This window comes from Aeromonas rivipollensis (assembly GCF_010974825.1).
GTDB lineage: Bacteria > Pseudomonadota > Gammaproteobacteria > Enterobacterales > Aeromonadaceae > Aeromonas > Aeromonas rivipollensis.
The window spans coordinates 133,928-155,498 of record NZ_JAAILA010000013.1; the positions used below are offsets into that span (position 1 = coordinate 133,928).

Annotated in this window: 18 protein-coding genes; 6 read left to right on the forward strand and 12 right to left on the reverse strand. The window is 60.2% G+C overall.

Annotation, left to right across the window (positions count from 1 at the left end; translation table 11 throughout):
• Positions 1 to 6: 6 nt before the first annotated feature.
• A complete protein-coding gene (locus tag G4923_RS10255) occupies positions 7 to 1,413 on the forward strand; it encodes an FAD-dependent oxidoreductase (RefSeq protein WP_163136959.1) in 1,407 nt (468 codons plus the stop codon).
• Between the two features lie 123 nt (positions 1,414 to 1,536).
• Here the strand turns inward: G4923_RS10255 and G4923_RS10260 are convergent, their stop codons facing one another.
• The 10 genes from G4923_RS10260 to sdhC form a co-directional block, all read right to left on the reverse strand.
• The gene (locus G4923_RS10260) at positions 1,537 to 1,992 is read right to left on the reverse strand and encodes a YcgN family cysteine cluster protein (protein ID WP_163136960.1); all 456 of its coding nucleotides are present in this window, start codon (positions 1,990 to 1,992) and stop codon (positions 1,537 to 1,539) included.
• Between the two features lie 255 nt (positions 1,993 to 2,247).
• Positions 2,248 to 3,312, reverse strand: coding sequence for a hypothetical protein (locus tag G4923_RS10265; RefSeq protein WP_205596978.1), 1,065 nt, complete (start codon positions 3,310 to 3,312; stop codon positions 2,248 to 2,250).
• A gap of 191 nt (positions 3,313 to 3,503) precedes the next feature.
• Positions 3,504 to 4,376 (reverse strand): succinate--CoA ligase subunit alpha, encoded by an 873-nt coding sequence (gene sucD, locus G4923_RS10270; RefSeq protein WP_042649072.1) that lies wholly within the window; start codon positions 4,374 to 4,376, stop codon positions 3,504 to 3,506.
• On the reverse strand, positions 4,376 to 5,542 hold the full coding sequence (sucC, locus tag G4923_RS10275; RefSeq protein WP_106886993.1) for an ADP-forming succinate--CoA ligase subunit beta: 1,167 nt from the start codon (positions 5,540 to 5,542) through the stop codon (positions 4,376 to 4,378). The genes sucD and sucC overlap by 1 nt, the downstream gene beginning before the upstream one ends.
• Positions 5,543 to 5,648: 106 nt before the next feature.
• A complete protein-coding gene (gene odhB / locus G4923_RS10280) occupies positions 5,649 to 6,839 on the reverse strand; it encodes a 2-oxoglutarate dehydrogenase complex dihydrolipoyllysine-residue succinyltransferase (RefSeq protein WP_163136962.1) in 1,191 nt (396 codons plus the stop codon).
• Between the two features lie 92 nt (positions 6,840 to 6,931).
• Positions 6,932 to 9,742, reverse strand: a complete 2,811-nt coding sequence (gene sucA / locus G4923_RS10285) for a 2-oxoglutarate dehydrogenase E1 component (RefSeq protein ID WP_163136963.1) — start codon at positions 9,740 to 9,742, stop codon at positions 6,932 to 6,934.
• Positions 9,743 to 9,856: 114 nt separating this feature from the next.
• The gene (locus tag G4923_RS10290; protein ID WP_025326736.1) at positions 9,857 to 10,573 is read right to left on the reverse strand and encodes a succinate dehydrogenase iron-sulfur subunit; all 717 of its coding nucleotides are present in this window, start codon (positions 10,571 to 10,573) and stop codon (positions 9,857 to 9,859) included.
• 17 nt (positions 10,574 to 10,590) lie between these two features.
• On the reverse strand, positions 10,591 to 12,357 hold the full coding sequence (gene sdhA / locus G4923_RS10295; protein ID WP_106886997.1) for a succinate dehydrogenase flavoprotein subunit: 1,767 nt from the start codon (positions 12,355 to 12,357) through the stop codon (positions 10,591 to 10,593).
• A gap of 1 nt (position 12,358) precedes the next feature.
• The gene (gene sdhD / locus G4923_RS10300; protein ID WP_005326929.1) at positions 12,359 to 12,703 is read right to left on the reverse strand and encodes a succinate dehydrogenase, hydrophobic membrane anchor protein; all 345 of its coding nucleotides are present in this window, start codon (positions 12,701 to 12,703) and stop codon (positions 12,359 to 12,361) included.
• A complete protein-coding gene (gene sdhC / locus G4923_RS10305; protein WP_025326734.1) occupies positions 12,697 to 13,086 on the reverse strand; it encodes a succinate dehydrogenase cytochrome b556 subunit in 390 nt (129 codons plus the stop codon). Before sdhC ends, sdhD begins: the two co-directional genes overlap by 7 nt.
• 423 nt (positions 13,087 to 13,509) lie before the next feature.
• Here sdhC and G4923_RS10310 point away from each other — a divergent pair, with 423 nt between their 5' ends.
• The 3 genes from G4923_RS10310 (at position 13,510) to G4923_RS10320 (ending at position 15,795) form a co-directional block, all read left to right on the forward strand.
• The gene (locus G4923_RS10310) at positions 13,510 to 14,796 is read left to right on the forward strand and encodes a citrate synthase (RefSeq protein ID WP_041205909.1); all 1,287 of its coding nucleotides are present in this window, start codon (positions 13,510 to 13,512) and stop codon (positions 14,794 to 14,796) included.
• A 95-nt stretch (positions 14,797 to 14,891) separates the two neighbouring features.
• The gene (locus tag G4923_RS10315; RefSeq protein WP_106886998.1) at positions 14,892 to 15,206 is read left to right on the forward strand and encodes a DUF4377 domain-containing protein; all 315 of its coding nucleotides are present in this window, start codon (positions 14,892 to 14,894) and stop codon (positions 15,204 to 15,206) included.
• A gap of 94 nt (positions 15,207 to 15,300) precedes the next feature.
• Positions 15,301 to 15,795, forward strand: a complete 495-nt coding sequence (locus tag G4923_RS10320) for a GNAT family N-acetyltransferase (RefSeq protein WP_163136964.1) — start codon at positions 15,301 to 15,303, stop codon at positions 15,793 to 15,795.
• Between the two features lie 62 nt (positions 15,796 to 15,857).
• Here the strand turns inward: G4923_RS10320 and fabB are convergent, their stop codons facing one another.
• Positions 15,858 to 17,069 carry a beta-ketoacyl-ACP synthase I gene (fabB, locus tag G4923_RS10325; protein ID WP_111910965.1) on the reverse strand — a complete coding sequence of 404 codons (1,212 nt, stop codon included), beginning with the start codon at positions 17,067 to 17,069 and terminating at the stop codon, positions 15,858 to 15,860.
• A gap of 90 nt (positions 17,070 to 17,159) precedes the next feature.
• Here fabB and mnmC point away from each other — a divergent pair, with 90 nt between their 5' ends.
• Complete coding sequence (mnmC, locus tag G4923_RS10330; RefSeq protein ID WP_205596979.1) at positions 17,160 to 19,175, forward strand: bifunctional tRNA (5-methylaminomethyl-2-thiouridine)(34)-methyltransferase MnmC2/FAD-dependent 5-carboxymethylaminomethyl-2-thiouridine(34) oxidoreductase MnmC1; 2,016 nt, start codon at positions 17,160 to 17,162, stop codon at positions 19,173 to 19,175.
• 99 nt (positions 19,176 to 19,274) lie between these two features.
• Here the strand turns inward: mnmC and G4923_RS10335 are convergent, their stop codons facing one another.
• The gene (locus G4923_RS10335; protein WP_111910963.1) at positions 19,275 to 19,880 is read right to left on the reverse strand and encodes a DUF922 domain-containing protein; all 606 of its coding nucleotides are present in this window, start codon (positions 19,878 to 19,880) and stop codon (positions 19,275 to 19,277) included.
• 321 nt (positions 19,881 to 20,201) lie between these two features.
• Between G4923_RS10335 and dcuC the strand changes: the two genes are divergently transcribed.
• Positions 20,202 to 21,554 (forward strand): anaerobic C4-dicarboxylate transporter DcuC, encoded by a 1,353-nt coding sequence (dcuC, locus tag G4923_RS10340; RefSeq protein WP_111910962.1) that lies wholly within the window; start codon positions 20,202 to 20,204, stop codon positions 21,552 to 21,554.
• Positions 21,555 to 21,571: the final 17 nt, after the last annotated feature.

Genomic DNA, 21,571 nt, shown 5'->3' on the forward strand with positions numbered 1-21,571 from the left:
GTCATCATGTCCACTCGCCCCTTTTGGCTGGCCGAAGCGCTCGCCGCCGAACAACCCGCGCCCCCCACGCCCCTTGTCGGCAACCACGAGGTGGATGTCTGCATCGTCGGCGGCGGCTTTACCGGACTCTGGAGCGCCATCACCCTTAAGACCGCCGAGCCTCACTTGCGGATCCTGGTGCTGGAAAAAGATCTGTGCGGCAGCGGGGCCTCCGGGCGCAACGGCGGCTGCCTGCTCACCTGGTCGGCCAAATACCTGACCCTGAAGCGCCTGTTTGGGGAGCAACAGGCCGCCTGGCTGGTGCGAAGCTCCGAGCAGGCGGTGCACGAGATAGCCCGCTTCTGCGCGGCGCATCAGATAGAGGCGGAACTGAGGGTCGAGGGCACCTGCTACACCGCCACCAGCGAGGCCCAGCGCGGCCTGATGGATCCGGTATTGAGGGAACTAAAGCGAGCCGATCTTAACCAGTGGCAGACGATTGAGGAGGATAAACTGGCGAGCCAGAGCGGCTCCCACGTTCATCTGGAGGGGCTCTACAGCCCCCACGCGGGCTCGGTGCAACCGGCGCTGCTGGTGCGCGGCCTGCTGCGGGTGGCACGGGAACTGGGCATCGAGGTCTATGAGCACTCCCCCATGCAGCGCCTTGAGGCGGGCCAGCCTGCACGGGTGCAAACGCCAGAGGCCATCGTGCGCGCTCGCAAGGTGGTGCTGGCCCTCAACAGCGCCATGACGGCGCACTTTCTCGAGTTTCGCCGCAGCATAGTGCTGGTCTCCTCCGACATGGTGATCACCGACCCGGCGCCGAAGGCGCTTGCCGCCCAGCAGCTTGAGCACGGTCGCTCCGTGGTGGATGGTCGCACCTTCGTGCACTACTACAGATCCACCCCGCAAGGGCGGCTGATGTTGGGCAAGGGGGGCAACACCTTCGCCTTTGCCAACCGCCATCTGGCCGAGTTTGATGCCCCGAGCCGCTATCTTGCGCCCCTCACCCGCACCCTGCGCCGCTTCTTTCCGGCACTTGAAGATGTACCCGTCGCCGCCAGTTGGTGCGGCGCCTCCGATCGCTCGGTGGATGGCCTCCCCTTCTTCGGCCACTGGCGAGCGCAGCCCAACGTCGTCTATGGCCTCGGCTATTCAGGCAACGGAGTGGCCCAGAGCTGGATGGGCGGTCAAATACTGGCGGCCCTGGTGAGAGATGAGGTGCGGGAAGCGGACAAGGTGTGGCGCGAATGCGCCCTGGTGAGCGGCCCGCGCGGCTATTTCCCGCCGGAGCCCTTGCGTTGGCTGGGGGCCATGGTGGTGCGCAACGCCATCCGGCGCAAGGAGCGAGCGGAAGATGAAAACCGCCCTGTGCCCTGGTATGACAAACAGCTGGCCCGGCTGGCGGATGCGGCGGGCAAGGCCGACAAATAGAGGCCGCACGGCACGCCAACATGCAGAAGGGGCAGGAGAGTATGACTCCCCTGCCCCTTCGGTTACCCGCGCGGCACGTTCTGACCGCCGGGTTTCACTGGCTCAGATTAAACTCGCCAGTATTTAGCTCGCCCAGGTAATGATGTGATCTATCCAGTCGCCGGCATGGGCCTCGTGCACCACCTTGCCGCGCACCGACTGACCGGCCTGATGCATGGCGCTGCGGCTGCCGGTGATGAGCGGATGCCACTCAGGCAGGCTCTGCCCCTCTGCCAGCAGGCGGTAGGCGCAGCTCGACGGCAGCCAGTCAAACTCGGCAATCTTGTCGAAGGTGATCTGCAGGCAGTCCGGCTCTTTCTTGAAGCGGTTGCCGTAGTCGGAACACTGGCAGGTCTTGGTATTAAGCAGGTTGCAGGCCACGTTGGTGAACACCAGCTCCTCGGTGTCCTCGTCGATCAGCTTGTTCAGGCAGCACTTGCCGCAGCCGTCGCACAGGGACTCCCACTCCGTCATGGTCATCTGTTGCAGGCTCTTCACCTGCCAAAAGGGGGCGTTCTGCACGGGTTCACTCTGCTGCATAAAAGTTGGCTCACTCAATACACTGACAAGCGCGTGGTTATACGCCTTATGGCCCGATTTTTCAAGGTAAACGGGGCGATGCCAGAGAATCGGAAAGGTCAGAAACTGTGGTTAAACGTTGGGCTTCGCTACGCTCAGCGCCAACCTACAACGCCTGTAGGTTGTGGCTGAGCCTGCGAAGCCCAACATACGAGATTAAACCAAGTACACGGTTACACTGCAGTCAAAAAGGTGAAGCCCCAGATTTCCTACAGCCTAGGACTTAATCGACTTTATGAAGTTTCCTATTTGTTCAACTCCATCAAACGTAGACGGCAGGCTTCCATCCTCGGTCACTATTCCAGAGAATATGATTCGTTCAAATTTATCTAAAGCATCGGCATCTTGGCTTTTTATCTCGCTAGCATACCCAGAATAACTTTGAATGAACCTGCATAATGTTTTCCTAAGGTCTATTTGCAATAACTGTGATTTAACAGACTTGTAATTAAAAAGAAGAACTCTAAAGTAATAAATAGAGATCGCAACTAAAGAAAGCGTTGGAAAAATGGATACCAATAAACCATCTCTAATGGCAGATATGTTATCTATATTCTTATATATGAGTACAAATTCAGCAACTATCGGTAAGATAATTATCACAGACAACAATTTAAGCCAAAATAGAATCCCGTCCCGTTCATTTTTCTTTTCATTTGCTAAATCATCAAAGCCTTGAAATAAACCAACAAAGTTAAACGCATTCTCGTACTTAGATAGAGACGCCTCTATATTTCTTGCTCTACTCTCCCTCTCACTTAAGTCTCTATCCCATTCTTCTTTAATATTTTTAATTTTTTCTGAAACAGCATCGAAATTCTTTAAACTTTCAATTCCCTCACTGTTTGCAATCTCCTTGAAAATACTAATAGGCATGTCACGGATCGCAAACTCAATCTGTTCCTTGGCCGTAACTTCAAATAAGTTTACATTATCAAAGACGAAGCGTCTTGCGGCTTCGAACTCCATTGCCAGGTCATTTTTGGTTGAGAGATACAGCTCGAAAAGAAATCTAAAACACATCGAGCAAATATCATCCAATCGATCTTTCGTTAGATCTTTTTCATCAGCAAGCCTATTAATGAATTGATCGCCTATCCACTTTATATTTATCTGACAGAACGTATTCCATTCACTAGGTCTTTTTTCCATAGCATTAACAATTAGGCGGATAAGACTATTCCGCTGTTTATCGAAATCATCCGAAGGAACTAAGCCATCAATTTTTTGCCTAAATTTAGCAAGCACAGTTTTACTCTGGTTTGTATCAAATAATTCCATCATAAATATCGCTACCCACGAAATATGAAAAAATAAATTGTCATTTAGCCATCATCTATCCTACGCAGGGTTCTATTCAAGATCTAGCTGTAGATAGAATAACTATTTGAAGAGTGACCATAATCATATTCTATCCATAAAAAATGCCGCCCAAGGGCGGCATTTTTATTAGAGATAACAGGCTAAAGAAATTACCAGCCGGTTACTTCACGCAGGGCTTTGCCGATATCGGCGAGGGAACGCACGGTTTTTACGCCGGCATCTTCCAGGGCGGCAAATTTCTCTGCTGCCGTGCCCTTGCCACCGGCGATGATGGCGCCCGCATGACCCATGCGCTTGCCAGCCGGAGCGGTGACGCCCGCGATGTAGGAGACCACCGGCTTGGTGACGTGGGCCTTGATGTAGGCCGCCGCCTCTTCTTCGGCGCTGCCGCCGATCTCGCCGATCATGACGATGGCTTCGGTCTTGGGATCGTTCTGGAACATCTCCAGGATGTCGATGAAGTTGGAGCCCGGGATGGGGTCACCACCGATACCGACGCAGGTGGACTGGCCGAAGCCCTCGTCCGTGGTCTGCTTGACCGCTTCGTAGGTCAGGGTGCCGGAGCGGGAGACGATGCCCACCTTGCCCGGCTTGTGGATGTGACCCGGCATGATGCCGATCTTGCACTCACCCGGAGTGATGACGCCCGGGCAGTTGGGACCGATCATGCGCACGCCGGTTTCCTGCAGCTTCACCTTGACCTGCAGCATGTCCAGGGTCGGGATGCCTTCGGTGATGGTGACGATGAGCTTGATGCCCGCATCGATGGCTTCCAGGATGGCGTCCTTGCAGAACGGGGCCGGAACATAGATGACGGAGGCAGTGGCGCCGGTGGCTTCCACGGCGTCACGGACTGTGTTGAACACCGGCAGGCCCAGGTGGGTGGTGCCACCCTTGCCCGGTGACACGCCGCCGACCATCTGGGTACCGTAGGCAATGGCCTGTTCGGAGTGGAAGGTACCCTGACCGCCGGTGAAGCCCTGGCAGATCACCTTGGTGTCTTTGTTGATCAGAACGCTCATTATTTGGCCTCCGCTGCTTTAACCACTTGCTGAGCTGCGTCAGTCAGACTCGTTGCGGCGATAATATTGAGGCCGCTGTCGGCCAGTTTACGGGCACCCAGTTCGGCATTGTTGCCTTCCAGACGCACTACCACGGGCACCTTGACCCCCACTTCCTTGACCGCGCCGATAATGCCTTCCGCGATCATGTCGCAGCGCACTATGCCGCCGAAGATGTTGACCAGCACGGCTTGTACCTTGCTGTCAGACAGGATGATCTTGAAGGCCTCGGTCACGCGCTCCTTGGTGGCGCCGCCGCCGACGTCCAGGAAGTTGGCCGGTGAGCCGCCGTGCAGGTTGACGATGTCCATGGTGCCCATGGCCAGACCCGCGCCGTTGACCATGCAGCCGATGTTGCCATCCAGCGCCACATAGTTCAGCTCCCACTGGGCGGCGTGCGCTTCGCGGGGGTCATCCTGGGACGGATCGTGCATCTGGCGCAGCTTGGGCTGACGGTACAGAGCGTTGGCGTCGATGTTGATCTTACCGTCGAGGCAGTGCAGGTTGCCCTTGTCGGTGATGACCAGGGGGTTGATCTCCAGCAGGGCGAAGTCGCAGTCCAGGAACATCTGGCCCAGACCCATGAAGATCTTGGTGAACTGCTTGATCTGATCGCCGACCAGACCCAGCTTGAAGGCCAGCTCGCGTGCCTGATAAGCCTGCGGGCCCACCAGGGGATCGATGGCAGCCTTGTGAATGAGTTCCGGGGTTTCGTGGGCGATCTTCTCGATGTCCACGCCACCCTCGGTGGAGGCCATGAAGACCACGCGGCGGCTGCCACGGTCCACCACGGCGCCGAGGTAGAGCTCCTTGGCGATGTCGGTGCAGGACTCTACCAGGATCTTGGTGACCGGCTGACCATTGGCGTCAGTCTGATAGGTCACCAGGTTCTTGCCGAGCCAGTTCTGGGCGAAGGCACGGATCTCGTCCTTGCTCTTGGCCAGCTTGACGCCGCCCGCCTTGCCACGCCCACCGGCGTGGACCTGGCACTTGACGACCCAGGTGTTGCCGCCAATCTTGTCGGCCGCTTCGGCCGCTTCCTGCGGGGTAGCGCAGGCATAACCTTCGGAGACCGGCAGGCCATACTCGGCAAACAGCTGTTTTGCCTGATATTCATGCAGATTCATAGATGCTCTATCCGTGTTGTAGGTATTTCCGTCCGGGGCTCGTGTTTCTCAATCCCCTGTGAATGGGGGCCTGGGCGGCCCCTCGTTATCTTTCAGTCACTCTTGCTCAGACATCCAACAGCAGACGGGTCGGGTCTTCCAGCAGCTCCTTGATGGAGACCAGGAAGCCCACGGACTCGCGGCCGTCGATGATGCGGTGATCGTAGGAGAGCGCCAGGTACATCATCGGCAGGATCTCGACCTTGCCGTCGACGGCCATGGGTCTGTCCTGGATCTTGTGCATGCCCAGAATGGCGCTCTGGGGCGGGTTGATGATGGGGGTGGACATCAGGGAGCCGAACACGCCGCCGTTGGTGATGGTGAAGTTGCCGCCGGTCAGTTCGTCCACGGTCAGCTTGCCGTCACGGCCCTTGCCCGCCAGATCCTTGATGGCCTTCTCGATGTCGGCGAGGCTCATGTTGTCGCAGTCACGCAGCACAGGGGTCACCAGACCACGGGGGGTGGAGACGGCGATGCTGACGTCGAAGTAGTTGTGGTACACCACATCATCACCATCCAGCGCCGCGTTCACTTCCGGATAGCGCTTGAGGGATTCGACCACGGCCTTGACGTAGAAGGACATGAAGCCGAGCTTGATGCCGTGCTTCTTCTCGAAGATCTCGCCGTACTGCTTGCGCAGCTTCATGATGGGCGCCATGTTGATCTCGTTGAAGGTGGTCAGCATGGCGGTGGTGTTCTTGGCCTCCAGCAGACGTTCGGCGATGCGCTTGCGCAGACGGGTCATGGGCACGCGCTTCTCGGTGCGACCAGCCAGCGGGGCTATGGGCGCAACAGGTGCGACAGCCACTGCAGCGACGGGGGCTGCCGGCTTGCCCAGGTTCTTGATGAAGGCATCCACGTCTTCCTTGGTGACGCGACCACCCTTGCCGGTGCCGGTCAGCTTGGCCACGTCGATGTCGTGCTCGGCCACCAGGCGGCGCACCGAGGGGCTCAAACCGTCGGCAGCGTCATCGGCTGCCACTTCCACCGGCTTCTCCTTGGTCTCTTCACCGGCCACAGGGGCCGCCTTGAGGATGGCGATCAGCTGGCGGGAGAGCACGGTCGCGCCTTCCAGTTGCAGGATGTCGCCCAGTACACCGGCTTCCGGCGCGGGGACTTCCAGCACGACTTTATCGGTTTCGATGTCAACCAGCACTTCGTCACGGGCAACCAGATCACCCGGTTTCTTGTGCCAGGTGGCGATGGTGGCGTCTGCCACTGATTCCGGCAGGTCCGGTACCTTGATCTCGATAGTCATGTAATCAGTTCCTTGTTACTTCTTGGCCAGCAGGCTTGTTCCAGAGACGGAGAGGGTCGGCTTCACGGAGCCCCCTCCCCTTCACAACTCGTTTATTCCAGGGTCAGCGCGTCTTCCACCAGGGCTTTCTGCTGCTTGGCGTGGACAGACATGTAACCGACGGCCGGTGAGGCCGAGGCCGGGCGACCTGCGTAACGCAGACGGGCATTGCTTGGCAGCACGCTGTCATAGTGATGACGGGTGCTGTACCAGGCGCCCTGGTTCTGCGGCTCTTCCTGACACCAGACGAAATCGGTGACGTGGGCATAATCGGCCAGGATGGCGCGCACTTCCTCTTCCGGGAAGGGGTAGAGCTGCTCGATCCGTACCAGTGCCACATCCTGCTGCTCCGCCTTGCGACGGGCATCGAGCAGGTCGTAGTAGACCTTGCCGGAGCAGAAGACCACCCGCTTGACGGCTTTCGGATCCAGGGCATCGATCTCGCCGATGGCGTTCTGGAAAGTGCCTTCCGCCAGCTCGTCGAGCTTGCTCACCGCCAGCGGGTGGCGCAGCAAGGACTTGGGCGTCATCACGATGAGCGGACGGCGCATCGGGCGCACCACCTGACGGCGCAGCATGTGGAACACCTGGGCCGGGGTGGAGGGCACGCACACCTGCATGTTGTGCTGGGCACACATCTGCAGATAGCGCTCCAGACGGGCGGAGGAGTGTTCCGGACCCTGCCCCTCGTAGCCGTGGGGCAGCAGCATGGTCAGACCGCACATCCGGCCCCACTTCTGCTCGCCGGAGGAGAGGAACTGATCCACCACCACCTGGGCGCAGTTGGCGAAGTCGCCGAACTGGGCTTCCCAGATGGTCAGACCGGCCGGCTCGGCGCTGGCGTAGCCATATTCGAACGCCAGTACCGCGTTTTCGGTCAGCACCGAGTCGTAGATCTCGAACGGACCTTGCTCGTCGTGCAGGTTGCACAGCGGGGTGTAGGTGCTCGCATCGGTCTGGTTGTGCAGCACGGCGTGGCGATGGAAGAAGGTGCCACGACCGGAGTCTTCCCCGGTGAAGCGGATGCGCGCACCCTTGTCCACCAGGGTGGCGTAGGCCAGGGTCTCGGCAAAGCCCCAGTCCACCAGCTTCTCGCCAGCGGCCATCAGGCGGCGGTCTTCGTAAATCTTCTCGACCTGACGTTGCAGCACATGGGTCGCCGGGTACTGGCTGATGCGCTCGCCGAGGGATTTGAGGTGATCCATGGGCACAGTGCTGTCGTAGCTCATGGCCCAGTCGTGACCCAGATACGGGGTCCAGTCCACGGAGTGCAGCTCCATGGGACGCCACTCCTTGCTCACCCGCTCGCCCCGATCCAGGGTATCGCGATAGTCGTTGACCAGGGTGGTGGCCAGCTCGGGGGTGATGGTGCCTTCGCCAATCAGCTGATCGGCGTAGATCTTGCGCGGCGTCGGGTGCTGCTTGATCTTCTGGTACATCAGGGGCTGGGTCGCGCTCGGCTCGTCGGCCTCGTTGTGACCGTGACGACGGTAGCAGACCAGCTCGATCACCACGTCGCGCTTGAAGGTGTTGCGGTAATCCAGCGCAATCTGGGTCACCAGCACCACGGCTTCCGGGTCATCTCCGTTAACATGCAGGACAGGTGCCTGCACCGCCTTGGCGATGTCGGTACAGTATTCGGTGGAGCGCAGGTCACGTTGATAGGAGGTGGTGAAACCGACCTGGTTGTTGATGACGATGCGCACAGTGCCGCCGACGCCGTAGGCACGGGTCAGGGACATGTTGAAGGTCTCGGCCACCACACCCTGCCCCGCGATGGCGGAGTCACCGTGGATGGTGATGGGCAAGACGCTGGAGCCGTCCTTGTCACCGCGTCTGTCCATGCGGGCACGGACCGAGCCGATGACCACGGGGTTGACGATCTCGAGGTGGGACGGGTTGAAGGCCAGCGCCAGGTGGACGTTGCCGCCCGGGGTGGCGAAGTCGGAGGAGAAGCCCATGTGGTACTTCACATCCCCTGTCCCCCAGGATTCGCCGTGCTTGCCGGCGAACTCGTCGAACAGCTCCTGGGCGCGCTTGCCCAGCACGTTGATCAGCACGTTCAGGCGACCCCGGTGGGCCATGCCGATGACGGCCTCTTTGCAGCCCTGCTCACCGGCGCGGCGGATCAGCTCCTTGAGCATGGGCACCATGGCATCGCCCCCTTCCAGGGAGAAACGCTTGGCCCCCGGGAACTTGGCACCCAGGTATTTTTCCAGCCCTTCGGCGGCGGTCAGGCTCTCGAGGAAGCGGGTCTTCTCTTCGAGGGTATAGGTCCCCTTCCCTTCGATGGATTCAAGACGGTCTTGCAGCCAGCGCTTCTCCTCGGTGGAGGTGATGTGCATGTAGTCTGCACCTATGCTGCTGCAGTAGGTTTTCTTCAGCGAGGCGTAGAGATCGGAGAGCACCATGGTCTCGCGACCTATGGCGTAGGAGCCCACATTGAAGGTGGCCTCCATGTCTGCGCCCTGCAGGTTGTGAAATGCCGGGTCGAGCTCGGCAACGGTTTCACGGGTCCAGAGGCCGAGGGGATCCAGATTGGCATTCTGGTGACCGCGGAAGCGGAAGGCGTTGATCAGCTGCAGTACGCGCACCTGCTTGGCATCCACCTGGGGATCGGAGACAGGGGCGCTGTAACGGGAGGGATCCTTGGCCAGGCGGCGGAAATAGTCGCGAACCTGGGAGTGGGGTTGTTCAACTGCATGGCCATTGACCTGGGGCAGCTCGCTAAACAGGCTGCGCCACTCATCGGCCACGGAGTCGGGGTTTTCCAGGAAGGATTCGTACAAATCCTCAATGTAGCTTGCATTCGCACCAGCCAGGTGAGATGACTCCAACCAGGCCTTCATCACGCCGTTATGCATTTCTATCCCTTGTACATCTTGTTCACTGCAGCGCAGCTTGTAGGGTCATAGCCATCCCGGGACGGGATGGCTATCCAGAGGTCGGGCCCGGCGCAAGGCGCCCTGGCCCTGGTATCAAACAGCCCGGTTGAGCAACATCGACTTGATCTGACCGATGGCCTTGGTCGGGTTCAAGCCCTTGGGACAGACGTTCACGCAGTTCATGATGCCGTGGCAGCGGAACACGCTAAAGGCGTCATCCAGGTTGCCCAGTCGTTCAGTGGCGGCGGTGTCGCGGCTGTCCGCCAGCCAGCGGTAGGCGGCGAGCAGGCCAGCGGGGCCTATGAACTTGTCCGGGTTCCACCAGAAGGAGGGACAAGAGGTGGAGCAGCAGGCACAGAGAATACACTCGTACAGGCCATCCAGCTTGGCGCGCTCTTCGGGGGATTGCAGGTGCTCACGCACGGGCGGCAGTTTTTCATCGTTGATGAGGAAGGGCTTGACCTTCTCCCACTGGGTGTAGAACTGGGTCATGTCGATCACCAGATCGCGGATCACCGGCAGACCAGGCAGGGGCCGGATGACGACCTTGTTGCCCTTCTTCAGCAGATCGGAGAGCGGGGTGATGCAGGCAAGACCGTTCTTGCCATTCATGTTGAGACCGTCTGATCCACAGACCCCTTCGCGGCACGAGCGGCGGAAGGAGAGAGTAGGATCCAGCTCTTTCAACTGGATCAGTGCGTCGAGCACCATCATGTCGGAACCTTCAGGAATATCAAGACGATATTCCTTCATATGCGGGACGTTATCAACGTCCGGGTTATAGCGATATACCGAGAATGTGACGTTCATTGTGCTTGGCTCCGCAATCAGTAAGTCCGGACCTTGGGCGGGAACGCCTCACGGGTCTTGGGTGACATGTTGACCGCGCGACGGGTCATGGACTCGGTGTCCGGATGATAGAGGCTGTGGCACAACCAGCTCTCGTCGTCACGCTCCGGGAAGTCGAAGCGGCTATGGGCGCCCCGGCTCTCGGTACGGAAGTTGGCGGCAACTGCGGTGGCAAACGCCGTCTCCATCAGGTTGTCCAGTTCCAGACACTCGATGCGCTGGGTGTTGAACTCCTTGGAGGTGTCGTCCAGACGGGCATTCTTGAGGCGCTCGCGGATGAGTTTCAGCTCGGCCAGCCCTTCTGCCATGGCGTCCCCTTCACGGAACACGGAGAAGTTGTTCTGCATGCAGCGTTGCAGGTCACGGCGGATCTCGGCGGGATCCTCGCCATCGCGGTTGTTCTCCCAGCGATTGAAGCGGGCCAGCGCCGCGGCGATATCGGACTCGGAGGCATCGCGGCCATGATCCATCTCGCCCAGGGTCTCCACCAGGTGCATGCCGGCGGCACGACCGAACACCACCAGATCCAGCAGGGAGTTGCCGCCGAGGCGGTTGGCACCGTGCACGGAAACGCAGGCTATCTCCCCCACCGCGAACAGGCCGACCACGGGGACGTCGTTGCCGTCTTTATCCTGGGTCAGGCACTGGCCGTTCACGCTGGTCGGCACACCGCCCATCATGTAGTGGCAGGTCGGGATGATGGGAATGGGTTCCTTGACCGGATCCACGTGGGCGAAGGTGCGAGAGAGCTCGCAGATGCCCGGCAGACGGGATTCCAGTACCTCTTTACCGAGGTGATCCAACTTGAGCTTGATGTGCGGGCCCCAGGGACCGTCACAGCCACGGCCTTCGCGGATCTCGATCATGATGGAGCGAGCCACCACGTCGCGACCGGCCAAGTCCTTGGCGTTGGGTGCATAACGCTCCATGAAGCGCTCGCCATCTTTGTTGAGCAGATAGCCGCCTTCACCACGGCAACCCTCGGTCACCAGTACCCCTGCCCCGGCGATGCCGGTGGGGTGGAACTGCCAGAACTCCATGTCCTGCACGCCAACCCCGGCACGCAGTGCCATGCCGACGCCGTCACCCGTGTTGATGTGGGCGTTGGTGGTGGACTGGTAGATGCGACCGGCGCCGCCGGTGGCGAGCACCGTGGCCTTGGCCTTGAAGTAGACGACTTCGCCGCTCTCCATGTCGATGGCGGTACAGCCGACGATGTGGCCGTCCTGGTTCTTCACCAGATCCAGGGCATACCACTCGGAGAAGACGGTGGTCTTGTTCTTGACGTTCTGCTGATACAGGGTATGCAGCAGGGCGTGACCTGTCCGGTCGGCCGCCGCCGCGGTACGGGCCGCCTGCTCGCCACCAAAATTCTTGGACTGACCGCCGAAGGGGCGCTGATAGACAGAGCCGTTGTCGAAGCGGGAGAAGGGCAAGCCCATGTTCTCCAGCTCATAGATGGCCTCGGGGCCCGTCTTGCACATGTATTCAATCGCTTCCTGGTCACCGATGTAATCGGAGCCCTTGACGGTGTCATACATGTGCCACTGCCAGTTGTCGTCATGGGCATTGCCCAGGGCGACCGTGATCCCGCCCTGGGCGGAAACCGTGTGGGAACGAGTCGGGAAAACCTTGGAAAGCAGTGCGCAGCTCTTGCCGGACTGGGCAATCTGCAGCGCGGCGCGCATGCCGGCACCACCGGCACCGATCACGACCGCATCAAATTCACGAGTTGGAATAGTCACCTTACACACCCCACAGCACGACGAAACCCGTCATCAGATAGACGAACAGCACCACCACCAGCGCAAACTGCAGCGCACCGCGCAGCCCGACCGGCTTGATATAGTCGGTCAGCACCTGCCACAGACCGATCCAGGCGTGGATCAGGACGCACAAGAGCGTCAGCAGGGTGAAGACCTTGGTGAAGGTTGTGGCGAAGAAGCCGGTCCACACCTCGTAGGTAATGTCGTTGAAGGCGACAAAGCCGACCAGGTAGAGGACGTAAGCCGTCATGATGAGGGCGGTGGCGCGGATCAGGATGTAATCATGAACACCGCTGCGCCCGAAAGTTGCAGAATTGGTTACCATACCAGTACCCCCGCCAATACCGCCAGAATCCCGGTAATCACGAAGCCCACCCGGGCACTCTGATTCGCGGAATCCAGCTCTTCCCAATGCCCCATGTCCATGACCAGGTGACGCAGGCCGCCCACTATGTGGTATGCCAGCGCAGTCAGGATCCCCCACAACACGAACTTGACCAGGAAGTTGTCCATGATGGCAACCACGGTTTCAAATCCTTCGGGAGAGGAGAGTGAAGTACCAAGCATCCACAGCAAGATGGCCAGCGCCACAAAGGTGATGACCCCTGAGACACGGTGCAAGATGGAAGCGATGGCGGTGACAGGAAAGCTGATCGTTTGCAGGTCGAGGTTTACAGGTCTCTGTTTATTTTTCACGGCTTTGCCCACTCAGCTCCATTGAGCACGTTAGTTATTGTTTTCACACGCTTTGAGGGCTAGGAGTGGCATTTGTTAGGTTTTTGTTACCAAAACAACTCGGAAAAGCCAAAAACAACATTTTAGATATCACATCTGGCTTTGCGAAAGCGTTTCAAACACCGACGGCCATCACCCACGAGGCGCAGTATATCGGCGGCCTTAACCAATGACAATCAATTAGCTACATAGAAAACCCAAAACCGTAAACCAGATCTCACAACCGCTTTAACAAGTCATTAATGATCATTCAAGAAAATTGACAAGAAGGTGGTTCTCTGGTTCAAATAAGGCGCTCCAGCCGCCGTGGTACGGGTAAGAACCTTTGCCAGCGTCATGAAAGTCGTAATAAAGTAGGACTGGAACCAAATTATAAAAGAGCAAAGGAGACGTGCTATGGCTGATAAGATAGCCACCCTACATCTGCCCGGAAAAGAGCCGGTAGAACTACCGATCCTGTCCGGTACTGTTGGACCCGATGTAATCGATGTCAGAAAACTGGGCGCGCAAGGGTATTTCACCTTCGACCCCGGCTTTATGGCCACCGGTGCTTGCAAATCATCCATTACCTATATCGACGGAGATCAGGGTGTCTTGCTGCACCGTGGTTATCCCATCGCCCAGTTGGCCACCCAGGCCAGTTACCTGGAAGTCTGCTACATACTGCTGTACGGCGAGGCGCCAACCAAGACGCAATACGCGGAATTTGAACGTCTGGTCACCCGCCACACCATGGTGCACGAGCAGATCGCCTTCTTCTTCCGCGGCTTCCGCCGTGACTCCCACCCCATGGCGATCATGTGCGGTGTGGTCAGCGCACTGTCCGCCTTCTATCACGATGCCCTCGACATCAACAACGAAGAGCATCGCGAGATCTGTGCCTTCCGTCTGCTCTCCAAGATGCCGACCCTGGCCGCCATGTGTTACAAGTACTCCATCGGCCAGCCCTTCATGCAGCCGCGCAACGCCCTCTCCTATGCCGGCAACTTCCTGCACATGATGTTTGGCGTGCCGACCGAAGAGTACAAGGTCAACCCCATCGTCGAGCGGGCCATGGATCGCATCTTCACCCTGCATGCGGATCACGAGCAGAACGCCTCCACCTCCACGGTGCGTCTGGCCGGCTCCTCCGGTGCCAACCCCTTTGCCTGTATCGCCGCGGGGATCGCCTCCCTGTGGGGACCGGCCCACGGTGGTGCCAACGAAGCCTGCCTCAAGATGCTCGAAGAGATTGGCTCCGTGGATCGCATCCCCGAGTACATTGCCAAGGCCAAGGACAAGAACGACCCCTTCCGTCTGATGGGCTTCGGTCACCGGGTCTACAAGAACCACGATCCCCGTGCCACAGTGATGCGCGAAACCTGCCACGAGGTACTGACCGAGCTGCAGATCAAGGATCCGCTGCTGGATGTGGCCATGGAGCTGGAGCGCATCGCGCTCTCCGACCCCTACTTCATCGAGAAGAAACTCTACCCGAACGTGGACTTCTACTCCGGCATCATCATGAAGGCCATTGGCATCCCCATGTCCATGTTCACCGTGATCTTCGCCATCTCCCGCACCATCGGCTGGATCGCCCACTGGAACGAGATGCACTCGGACCCGGATCAGAAGATCGGTCGCCCGCGTCAGCTCTATACCGGCCTGGCCCAACGGGATTTCACTCCGCTCGATCAACGCTGATCCGGCAAGTTGTCATGGTTTGTTACAAAGGCGGTCATTGACCGCCTTTTCATTTGAGGGTTTAATCGCGCCCTTTTACGCCAAGGACACCCGTCATGAAAGCTCCCCTGCTCCTCTGCTCCGCCCTGTTGCTCAGCGCCTGCCAGAGCACCCCGACCACAGAGACCCTCTATATCCAGGACAAGCTGGCCGACTGCGTCGGTGTCGCCCCCATGAAGTGCATGCAGGTGCGCAGCCAGCCCGGTGAAAGCTGGACCCTCTTCTACCAGCAGATCGAAGGCTTCACCTTCGAGCCCGGTTTCCGTTATCAGCTGGAAGTGCGCACCGAGCAGCTCACCGACGTGCCGGCGGACGCCTCCTCGGTGCGCTATCAGCTGATCAAGGTGGTGAGCAAGCAGGCCGTTCGCTGAGCCTTGAGGGACCCCGGTTCCGTTTGCGCGCCCCTTGGGTTATGCTGACCCCCTTCTTTCATGGGTTGACCAGGGGCGCACGCCCTCCAGTACGATGATCAAGATAAGAACCATACGGCCCCCAGACTGGCCCGCCATCATGGCCATTCAGCGCGAGTGCTACCACCAGCTGGAGCCCGAGCCCCTCGAGGTGATGAGCAACAAGGCAGAACTCGCCCCCGCCTGCTGCTGGGTCGCCGAGCGTCAGGGCCGGGTACTCGGTTACCTGCTCTGCCATCCCTGGCGCGCCCACTGCCCTCCTCCGCTCTCGCAACCCTTGCAGCCTCTCACCGACCACGAGGAGTTCTACCTGCACGATCTCGCTGTCAGTGGCGAGGCGCGAGGCCTGGGGGTGGGCCAGCGGCTGCTCGCTACCGCTCTCGCCTTTGCCAGCGATGAGGGTTACCAGCATGCCGGGCTGGTGGCGGTGCAGGATGCCCCGGCCTTCTGGCGCAAGCAGGGCTTCGTGCCAGCCAGGACCCCCAAGTCGCTGGAGGAGTACGGTGAGGGCGCCGTTTATATGCGGCTGCCTTTGACCGAACCGGCCTGAGGCCCAGTTCAAGCCCAATAAAAAAGGCGCCTTTCGGCGCCTTTTTTCACTTCATCGGTTCATCAAGCCTTGAACTTGCTGAAGACCAGGGAAGCGTTGGTACCGCCAAAGCCGAAGCTGTTGGACATGACGGTATTGAGATCGGCGGTTTCGTAGGCGCGCACTATGGGCAGACCCACGGCCTTCTCGTCCAGGTTCTCGATGTTGATGCTGGGGGCGATGAAGCCGTGTTCCATCATCAGCAGGGAGTAGACGGCCTCGTGCACACCGGCGGCGCCCAGGGCATGACCCGTCATGGCCTTGGTGGCGGAGAGCTTGGGCGCATTGCTGCCAAACAGGGTCTGGATGGCTTCAAGCTCCTTGGTATCACCGACCGGGGTGGAGGTACCGTGGGTGTTGATGTAGTCCACGGAGCCGACGTCCTTCATCGCCATCTTCATGCAACGCACAGCGCCTTCACCGCTCGGGGCGACCATGTCGTAGCCGTCGGAGGTGGCACCGTAACCGGTGATCTCGGCGTAGATATGGGCACCGCGGGCCAGGGCGTGTTCCAGCTCCTCGACCACCAGGATGCCGCCGCCACCGGAGATGACGAAACCATCGCGGTCCGCATCATAGGTACGGGACGCCTTTTCCGGGGTGTCATTGTACTTGGTGGAGAGGGCGCCCATGGCATCGAACTGTATGGTGGAAGACCAGTCCAGCTCCTCGCCGCCGCCGGCGAAGACGATGTCCTGCTTGCCAAGCTGGATCAGCTCCAGTGCGTGGCCTATGCAGTGGGCAGAGGTGGCACAAGCTGAGCTGATGGTGTAGTTGACACCCTTGATCTTGAACGGGGTGGCCAGGCAGGCAGAGGTGGTGGAGGACATGGTGCGCGGCACCATGTAGGGACCCACGCGCTTGACCCCTTTCTCACGGGCAATGTCCGCAGACTCCGAGGTGTTCTTGCCGGAGGCGCCGCCGGAGCCGACCACTATGCCGGTACGCTCGTTGGAGACCTGATCCTCTGGCAGACCCGCGTCAGCGATGGCCTGCTCCATGGACAGATAGGCATAGGCCGCGGCGTCACCCATGAAACGCATGACTTTACGGTCGATCAGTTCAGACGGATCGAGTTTGATGTTACCCCAGACACGGCTGCGCAGGTTGTACTGTTCAAACTGCTCGGAATAGGTGATGCCGGATTTGCCTGCTTTCAGGGAGGCCAGCACCTCTTCCTTGTTGTTGCCGATACTGGAGATGACGCCGATACCGGTGATCACTGCTCTTCTCATTAATTCATCTCGTCTGGAAAAACTGGCACCGAGTCTACCCGCTTTCGGCTGCCAAACTGGTCTGCTTTCACGTAGAATGCCCGCGAATTTATGACGCGAGCAGAGGAAAACGTGAGTCAAACATCCTTACATCATGCCCGATTGGACTGGAATGAAGCGGGAACTCCAGTCTCCAGTGAGTTCGGGGATGTGTACTTTTCCAATGATAACGGTCTAAGTGAAACCCGCTACGTCTTTTTATTGCAAAATCACCTACCGGCACGATTTTCGCACCACGATAGTGACAGTTTCGTGATTGGCGAAACAGGTTTCGGCACAGGTCTTAACTTTCTGGCGACAATGGCCGCCTTCCTGGAACAGGCGCCCCAATCCGGCAACGGCTCGCGCCTGCACTTCATCAGCTTCGAGAAATACCCCCTGGCCCAGGCCGATCTGCGCAAGGCCCTGGCGGCCTGGCCCGAGCTGGCGTCCTTAAGCCAGCCTCTCATCGACCAGTGGCCGCTGCCGGTATCCGGCTGCCACCGTCTGCTGTTTGCCGGCGGCCGTATCCGCCTCGATCTCTGGCTTGGCGACATCAAGGAGATGCTGCCCCAGGTGCCTCACGGGCCCCAGGGCCTGGTGGATGCCTGGTATCTGGATGGCTTCTCGCCGGCCAAGAATCCCGAGATGTGGACGCAAGCGCTGTTCGATGGTCTGGCTCGCCTCGCTCGCCCCGCCGCGACCCTCTCCACCTTTACCTGCGCCGGTTTCGTGCGCCGCGGCCTGATTGACGCCGGCTTTGCCATGAAGAAGGTGAAGGGGCACGGCAGCAAGCGGGAGATGCTGGCAGGGATGCGGGAGGGCAAGTCGCCCGAGCAGAGCATCTCCCCCTGGTATGCCCGTCCCGTCGGCCGTGACGGCGAGGTGCTCATCATCGGCGGCGGCATCGCCTCCGCCATGACGATACTGTCGCTGGTGGAGCGGGGCCGCAAGGTGACCCTGCTGTGTGCAGAGGGCGAGCCCGCCACCGGCGCCTCCGGCAACCGCCAGGGGGCGCTCTATCCCCTGCTCAATGGGGAGCACGATGCGCTGTCGCGCTTCTATTCCCTGGCCTTCGGCTATGCCCGCCAGCGGCTGCAGGCCCTGGCCGCGCGCCATCCCGTCGCCTTCTCCCTGTGCGGCGTCACCCAGCTTGGCTATGACGAGAAATCCGCCGCCAAGCTCGCCAAGATGGGTCAGGGCCCCTTCCCCCCCGAGCTGATGCACCCACTCTCTGCCTCAGAAGTTGAGCAGGTGGTCGGCCTGCCCTGCGGCCATGGTGGTGTCAGCTATCCCCTGGGGGGCTGGCTCTGCCCGGCGGATCTCACCCGCGCCGCCCTGAAAGAAGCGCAAGCCAGCGGCCTGCTGCACCTTGAGTACCACACACCAGTGAGCACCATTACCGAATTGGCGGACGGCTGGCAGGTGGAGAGCCAGGATGGCCGCCAGTGGCTGGCTCCCAATCTGGTGGTGGCTGCCGGTCATCAGCTGCCCGCCCTGATCCCCTTTGCGGAGTTGCCGCTCTACCCGGTGCGCGGCCAGGTGAGCCATGTGCCGACCACGGCGCGGTTAAGCCAGCTCAGGACTGTGCTCTGTTACGACGGCTACCTCACCCCGGCCCACGACGGAGCGCACTGCATCGGGGCCAGCTATGGCCGCAATCAGAGCACCCTCGCGTATAGTGCCGAGGAGCAGGTTCAGAACCAGGCGCGGCTGCAAGCCTGCCTGCCGGATCAAAGCTGGCCTGCCGAGGTGGATGTGAGCGGCAAGGAGGCGCGAGTGGGAGTGCGCTGCGCCAGCCGGGATCACCTGCCGGTGGTGGGGCCAATCGCCAGATTGGCAAGCCTGGCGGATCACGACCTCAAGGCCCCCGCTGATCAGCAGAGCGCGCTGCCCCTGCACGCCGGTCTCTATGTGCTGGGCGCCCTCGGCTCCCGGGGTCTGTGCTCGGCGCCGCTCTGCGGTGAGCTGGTCGCGAGCGAAATCTGCGGTGATCCACTGCCACTGGCCGCCGATCTGCTGGAGGCGCTGCATCCGGCCCGCTACTGGGTGCGCAGGCTGCGCAAGGGCAAGCCGCTACGGGACTAGGCAAGGAGGCGTGGCGGCCGCTGCCGACCGCCGCACCATTGCGCGCCAACAAAAAACGGGCTTCCCCAGGGAAGCCCGTTTTTTTATTGGCGATGACGCTCAACTGCCCTCTGGCCAGAGGACCCCGAGCTTGCGTCCCCTATCGGTCTGCTGCGCCAGGGTGGCGAATCGATCGCGGGTTGCCTCCAGCACTGCCTGCCCCTGTTGCCAGCCCTGGTACTGCAAGGCGGCGCAATCCTGGGCGACGGGCAGCTGGGCAAGCCGGATGCCAAGCTGGCTGACGCTCTCCAGCAATATGTCCTTGTGACGGCTCTCGTAGTCGAACATGGCCGCCACCAGCTTGTCCCACTTCTGCCGCTCCACCGCGGACGCCCTGCCCTTGTCCATCCAGTTCGGCACCCTGACCTGGATGCGGGCCGTCACGCTGGCCTGATCCAGCTCGCAGCGCGCCGGGGTCGCCCTGGTCTGCAACTGCCAGGAGAGCTGATAGCTGGCCCTGCCGATATGGCCATCGGCCTGGGCCGGTGCCTGCCTGGCTATCTGGCGCATCACGGCGGCCACATCGGCCCCTGATACCCGATAGAACTGGAAATCGACCTTGATATCGGGCGCCACCCGAATACCTGCATAATGGGAGGGTGCCGCTCCGATTGAGGCGGCATATATGAGGGCCGCCACCGCCCCTGTCTTGCTGAAGAATCCCATCGTTGTGCTGCCTTGCTCCTTGTGAGTCCGGCGTAATTTCAATTAATAATCAATGAATTAATAGTCAGTGTGGGAGATTAACCGCGATCAGGGACGCTGTCACCTGCTCTCGGTGCCGGGGGCGACAAAGGGGCGGGATCCGACCCTGTTCCGGATGGGGATTTGCAAGGGAGATCACAGCCAGCCACCATCCCCATGGTGAATTACTCCTTATGAGGTAATAATCCCGGCGTTTTTGTTGGCACATGTCGAGCTAGCCAGTCCAACCCTCTGCTCAGCCCGCTAGATGCCCGACGTCACTCCATACTCAGGAACCTATTTATGATGGAACTCCTTATTGGCACCCTGGTCACCCTGGCCGTGGGTCGCTACATCTTCAAGGGCTATTCGGCGACCGGGGTGCTGCTCAGCGGCGGCCTCTTGCTGCTGGCGATCACCGCCCTGATGGGCAAGGCGGTGCTGCCTGCCAGCGTCGCTTCCACCGGCCACGTGGCTACCGACGTGTTCGAGTACGTGCGCTTCCTGCTGGTGGACAGGGGCGGTGGCCTCGGCATGCTGATCATGGTGCTGTGCGGCTTTGCCGGCTACATGAGCCACATCGGCGCCAACACCATCTTGGTGAAACTGGCCAGCAAGCCCCTCGGCATCATCAAGTCTCCCTATATCCTGCTGGTGGCCGCCTACCTGGTGGCCTGCGCCATGTCGCTGGCGGTGAGCTCGGCGACCGGCCTCGGCGTGCTGCTGATGGCGACCCTGTTCCCGCTGATGGTCAACATGGGGATCTCCCGTGGCGCCGCGGCTGCGGTGTGCGCCTCCCCGGCCGCCATCATACTGGCCCCCACCTCGGGGGACGTGGTGATGGCCGCCCAGGCCGCCAACATGGAGCTCATCGAGTTTGCCTTCAAGCTGACCCTGCCCATCTCCCTGACGGCCATAGCCGCCATGGCGGTGACCCACTTCTTCTGGCAGCGCTATCTGGACAGAAAGTCCGGCGAGCACAACGAGGCGGTCGCTCCGAGCGATCTCATCACAGATGCCCCCGGCTTCTACGCCATACTGCCGTTCACCCCCATCATCGGCGTGCTGCTGTTTGACGGCAAACTGGGCCCCAAGCTCGACATAGTCACCATCATCGTCATCTGCCTGGTGCTGGCCGCCTTGCTGGAGCTGGTGCGCAAACACAACGGCAAGGAATTGCTGGACGGTCTGCAGGTGTGCTGGCGCAGCATGGCTGACGCCTTCGCCGGCGTGGTCATGCTGCTGGTGGGGGCCGGGGTCTTCGCCCAGGGGCTGATGGGGCTCGGCTTCATCGCCAACCTCCTGGATCTGGCCCAGAGCTTTGGCACAGGCGGCATCATCATCATGCTGGTGCTGGTGGTCATCACCACATTGGCCGCCTTCACCACGGGTTCCGGCAACGCCCCCTTCTACGCCTTCGTGGAGCTGATCCCGCACCTGGCCACCAGTCTGGGCGTCAATCCCGCCTACCTGGTCATCCCCATGCTGCAGGCTTCCAATCTGGGTCGCACCATCTCGCCGGTCTCCGGGGTGGTGGTCGCCTGCGCGGGCATGGGCAACCTCTCTCCGTTCGAGGTGGTCAAACGCACCTCTATGCCGGTCGCCGTCGGCCTGCTGGTGGTGATCCTGGCCACCCAGATCCTGGTGCCTGCCTGAGTACCGTCTGACTCTTT

Excerpts from the sequence above, each read along its gene's own strand:
- sucA (WP_163136963.1), bottom strand. The coding sequence starts at position 9,742 with ATGCATAACGGCGTGATGAAGGCCTGGTTGGAGTCATCTCACCTGGCT.
- dcuC (WP_111910962.1), top strand. The coding sequence starts at position 20,202 with ATGATGGAACTCCTTATTGGCACCCTGGTCACCCTGGCCGTGGGTCGC.
- sucD (WP_042649072.1), bottom strand. The coding sequence starts at position 4,376 with ATGAGCGTTCTGATCAACAAAGACACCAAGGTGATCTGCCAGGGCTTC.
- G4923_RS10335 (WP_111910963.1), bottom strand. The coding sequence starts at position 19,880 with ATGGGATTCTTCAGCAAGACAGGGGCGGTGGCGGCCCTCATATATGCC.
- sdhD (WP_005326929.1), bottom strand. The coding sequence starts at position 12,703 with ATGGTAACCAATTCTGCAACTTTCGGGCGCAGCGGTGTTCATGATTAC.
- G4923_RS10320 (WP_163136964.1), top strand. The coding sequence starts at position 15,301 with ATGATCAAGATAAGAACCATACGGCCCCCAGACTGGCCCGCCATCATG.
- G4923_RS10290 (WP_025326736.1), bottom strand. The coding sequence starts at position 10,573 with ATGAACGTCACATTCTCGGTATATCGCTATAACCCGGACGTTGATAAC.
- G4923_RS10255 (WP_163136959.1), top strand. The coding sequence starts at position 7 with ATGTCCACTCGCCCCTTTTGGCTGGCCGAAGCGCTCGCCGCCGAACAA.
- G4923_RS10310 (WP_041205909.1), top strand. The coding sequence starts at position 13,510 with ATGGCTGATAAGATAGCCACCCTACATCTGCCCGGAAAAGAGCCGGTA.
- fabB (WP_111910965.1), bottom strand. The coding sequence starts at position 17,069 with ATGAGAAGAGCAGTGATCACCGGTATCGGCGTCATCTCCAGTATCGGC.
- G4923_RS10265 (WP_205596978.1), bottom strand. The coding sequence starts at position 3,312 with ATGGAATTATTTGATACAAACCAGAGTAAAACTGTGCTTGCTAAATTT.
- sucC (WP_106886993.1), bottom strand. The coding sequence starts at position 5,542 with ATGAATCTGCATGAATATCAGGCAAAACAGCTGTTTGCCGAGTATGGC.
- mnmC (WP_205596979.1), top strand. The coding sequence starts at position 17,160 with ATGACGCGAGCAGAGGAAAACGTGAGTCAAACATCCTTACATCATGCC.
- G4923_RS10315 (WP_106886998.1), top strand. The coding sequence starts at position 14,892 with ATGAAAGCTCCCCTGCTCCTCTGCTCCGCCCTGTTGCTCAGCGCCTGC.
- G4923_RS10260 (WP_163136960.1), bottom strand. The coding sequence starts at position 1,992 with ATGCAGCAGAGTGAACCCGTGCAGAACGCCCCCTTTTGGCAGGTGAAG.
- odhB (WP_163136962.1), bottom strand. The coding sequence starts at position 6,839 with ATGACTATCGAGATCAAGGTACCGGACCTGCCGGAATCAGTGGCAGAC.